Origin of the sequence: Mesorhizobium sp. M7A.F.Ca.AU.002.02.1.1, from assembly GCF_003998535.1 — a bacterium.
GTDB lineage: Bacteria > Pseudomonadota > Alphaproteobacteria > Rhizobiales > Rhizobiaceae > Mesorhizobium > Mesorhizobium ciceri.
Genome location: NZ_RZPB01000679.1, coordinates 1 through 3,275, shown reverse-complemented (window position 1 = coordinate 3,275; position 3,275 = coordinate 1). Strand labels below are relative to the sequence as shown.

Annotated in this window: 4 protein-coding genes; all 4 read left to right on the top strand. The window is 63.0% G+C overall.

Translation table 11 applies throughout. From position 1 onward, the window contains the following. Window positions 1-427: MarR family transcriptional regulator (locus EN879_RS29265; RefSeq protein ID WP_164774645.1), on the top strand; the 427-nt coding region annotated here is incomplete at its 5' end. Window positions 428-604: 177 nt separating this feature from the next. Next, on the top strand, window positions 605-1,402 hold the full coding sequence (locus EN879_RS29260; RefSeq protein WP_013528864.1) for a transporter substrate-binding domain-containing protein: 798 nt from the start codon (window positions 605-607) through the stop codon (window positions 1,400-1,402). A 201-nt stretch (window positions 1,403-1,603) separates the two neighbouring features. Beyond that, window positions 1,604-2,413: an amino acid ABC transporter permease gene (locus tag EN879_RS29250; protein WP_027163295.1), complete on the top strand. Its 810-nt coding sequence runs from the start codon at window positions 1,604-1,606 to the stop codon at window positions 2,411-2,413. A gap of 54 nt (window positions 2,414-2,467) precedes the next feature. Then, window positions 2,468-3,103 (top strand): class I SAM-dependent methyltransferase, encoded by a 636-nt coding sequence (locus tag EN879_RS29245; protein WP_063169534.1) that lies wholly within the window; start codon window positions 2,468-2,470, stop codon window positions 3,101-3,103. Window positions 3,104-3,275 lie beyond the last annotated feature (172 nt).

The window sequence follows — 3,275 nt, the reverse complement described above, 5'->3', positions numbered from 1 at the left end:
GCTCTGCTTCGCGCTCTATTCGGCAAGCGGGCTGATGACGAAGCTCTACCGCCCGCTGCTCGATCCGCTCGGCCTGACCTATCCGCAATATCTGGCCATGTTGGCGCTCTGGGAACGGGCTCCAAGCACGGTCGGCGAGCTTGGCGAAGCGCTCGGGCTGGATTCGGCGACGCTGACGCCGCTGCTCAAGCGGCTGGAGGCCGGTGGCCTGGTCACACGCCGGCGCGACCCCGCCGACGAGCGCCGGGTTCTGGTCGAGCCGACAGCGAAGGGACAAGCGTTGCGTGAGCAGGCCAAAAGCGTGCCGGCGGCGATGCTTTGCAACCTGCCGCTGGATGCCGACGAGTTGAAATCCCTGCACCGCACGCTGACACGGTTCGTCTCCGGCTTGCGCAAGGCGGATGCCGGCATCGTGAAGCGGAGCTGATCGCTGCCGCGACACCGTTCATTCCTGAATCCCGGAAATGAAGGCATCGGAATCCCTTTTCGCGCGCGCTGACGCAGCGGACCGTCTTGCATGACGCTTGCGGAAAGCTAAAGTCGGCGCCGGATTTTCCTACAAGCCCGGCCGTGCCCGGGTCCTTCAATTTCCGGGGAGTGTGTCATGACCAAATCGAAACTGCTGCTGGCAGGCCTGCTTGCCCTCGTCCTGGTACCCGTTGCCGCCTTTGCGCAGGCGCTGCCCGACCTCGGCGGCAAAAAGGTGGTGGTTGTGACCGAAAACGCCTATCCGCCGCTGCAGTTCATCGATGCCAAGACCGGCAAGCAGATCGGCTGGGAATATGATGCGATGAACGAGATCGCCAAGCGGCTGAATTTCGCCGTCGAGTACCAGAACACATCCTGGGACGCGATGATCCAGGCGGTTTCCGACAACCAGTACAACATCGGCATGACCGGCATCACCATCAAGGACGACCGCAAGGAGAAGGTCGATTTCTCCGACCCCTATATGCGCTCGGAACAGTTCATGCTGGTGCGCGGCGATGAAAGCCGTTTCACCGACGCCAAGACCTTCGGCGCCTTCAAGGATGGGCTGATCGGCGCGCAGGCCGGTACCACGCCCTTCTACACCGCCGTCTACAGCGTGCTCGACGGCAATGAGCAGAACCCGCGCATCAAGCTGTTCGAGACCTTCGGCGCCACGGTGCAGGCACTGAAATCCGGCGACGTTGACGTCGTCTTGACCGACGGCACCGCGGGGAAGGGCTATGTCGACGCCTCCGAGGGCAAGCTGAAGCTGATCGGCGGACCGCTCGGCACCGAGGATTTCGGCTTCATCTTCCCGAAGGGTTCCGACCTGGTGAAGCCGGTCAATGCGGCGATTGCGGCGTTGAAGGCGGACGGGACGTTCGATGCGCTGAACAAGAAGTGGTTTCTTGATTACAAGATGGGGCAGTGATTTCGCACTGACTTCGCGCTTGAACGCCCCCCTCTGCCTTGCCGGGCATCTCCCCCTCAAGGGGGGAGATTGGCTGTTTTTTCCGCTTTCACCAATCACCAAAGTTGTAAAAAGAGTGCCGTCGACGAAGCTGCCAATCTCCCCCCTTGAGGGGGAGATGGCCGGCAGGCCAGAGGGGGCTGCCTTGGCGCAATCCTTTTGATGCCTCCCGCCTCTTCCTCCAAAGCCGACTTCCCCTGGTGGCTCGTCGTGGCCGTGACCATCGCGATCGCGGTGGCCGTCTTCGTCGCCACCAGCAATCTCTATGCCCAGGTGTTCGCCACGGTCGCCAAGGGCATCGGCGTCACCATCTTCGTCACCGTGATTGCCTTCGTGCTGGCGTCGGCCATTGGGCTCGGCATCGCGCTGATGGGAATGTCGGGTTCGCGCTGGCTGCGCCAGATCGCGCGCTTCTATGTCGAGATCATCCGCGGCGTGCCGATCCTGGTGCTGTTGTTCTGGATCGCCTTTGCCGGCGCGCCGGCCTTCGTCGCGGCCTGGAACGCGCTGACCGCGCCGCTGCAAAGCGCCGGCCTGTTCGGCGAGCTTTTGGTGCGCGACGTGTCGCTGTTGTGGCGCGCCATCATGGCGCTGACCATCGGCTATTCGGCTTTCATCTCGGAGGTTTTCCGGGCCGGCATCCAGGCGGTGGAGAAGGGCCAGATCGAAGCGGCGAAGGCGCTCGGGCTGACCCGCGCGCAGCGTTTCCGGCTCATCGTGTTTCCACAGGCGATCCGCACCATCCTGCCGCCCCTCGGCAATGATTTCGTCGCACTGGTCAAGGATTCCTCGCTGGTCTCGGTGCTCGGCGTTGCCGACATCACGCAGATGGGCAAGGTCTACGCCGCCGGCTCCTTTCGCTTCTTCGAGACCTATTCGATAACAGCCTACATCTACCTCATCCTGACCGTCGGCCTGTCGCTGGCGCTCAGGGCGCTGGAACGGCGGCTGCGCCGCCAGCACGAGGAATAGTTTTTCGGCCAAGGCAGCGCTACGATCCCCGAGCATTCCCGTTGAGGAGGTCCCATGATCGTCGACAAAGCCAATGCGGCGCTGGATTCCGTCTATACGGCCGACACGCCGGAAGCGCTTGAAGAGGCCTATGCCGCATGGGCCGGGACCTATGACAGCGAGACCGCCTCGCTCGGCTACCTCCTGCCTTTCCTGATCACCGCCTGGGTGGCGCGCCATGTGCCGGCGGGCGATGGCCCGTTGCTCGATGCCGGCTGCGGCACCGGCCTGTCGGGACCGTCGCTGAATGCGCTCGGCTACCGCGACATTGCGGGGCTCGACCTCTCGGACGATATGCTGAAGATCGCCGGCAGCCGCAATGCCTACAGCGAACTGAAGCAGGCAATGCTGGGCGGTCCGCTGCCGTGGCCGGACGGGTATTTCCGCGCCTTCTTCTCGACAGGCGTGTTCACCATCAGCCATGCGCCGGCGACAGGCCTGCACGAACTGGTGCGCATCACCCGCAAGGGCGGCCATGCGATCTTCACCGTGCGCGACCGGGTGTTCGAGAGCGGCGGCTTCCAGGCGGTGTTCGATGAGTTGGAGCAGACTGGGAAATGGCGGCCGGTCGAGGAAAGCCCGTGGTTCCGCTGCTATGCGATCGCCGAGCCGGATGCGCTGGTGAAGACTTTTGTGTTTGAAGTGATCTGAGCGGCGCGTTCTCCGATCTTGGCTTCCTTCCTCTCCCCCTGAAGGTGTGGAAGTGAGGACGAGGAACCCGAGTTCTGCGAAGGCAGCTTCCAATTGCCGAAAACCCAAAACATTGATATGAGCCACGCCATGGAAGAGCTTTTTGGCGATCCGGCCTACAAGGGGTTCGTGC

Bases quoted from the DNA above. Each gene is read 5' to 3' on its own strand.
- EN879_RS29260 (WP_013528864.1), top strand. From the start codon at position 605: ATGACCAAATCGAAACTGCTGCTGGCAGGCCTGCTTGCCCTCGTCCTG.
- EN879_RS29250 (WP_027163295.1), top strand. From the start codon at position 1,604: ATGCCTCCCGCCTCTTCCTCCAAAGCCGACTTCCCCTGGTGGCTCGTC.
- EN879_RS29245 (WP_063169534.1), top strand. From the start codon at position 2,468: ATGATCGTCGACAAAGCCAATGCGGCGCTGGATTCCGTCTATACGGCC.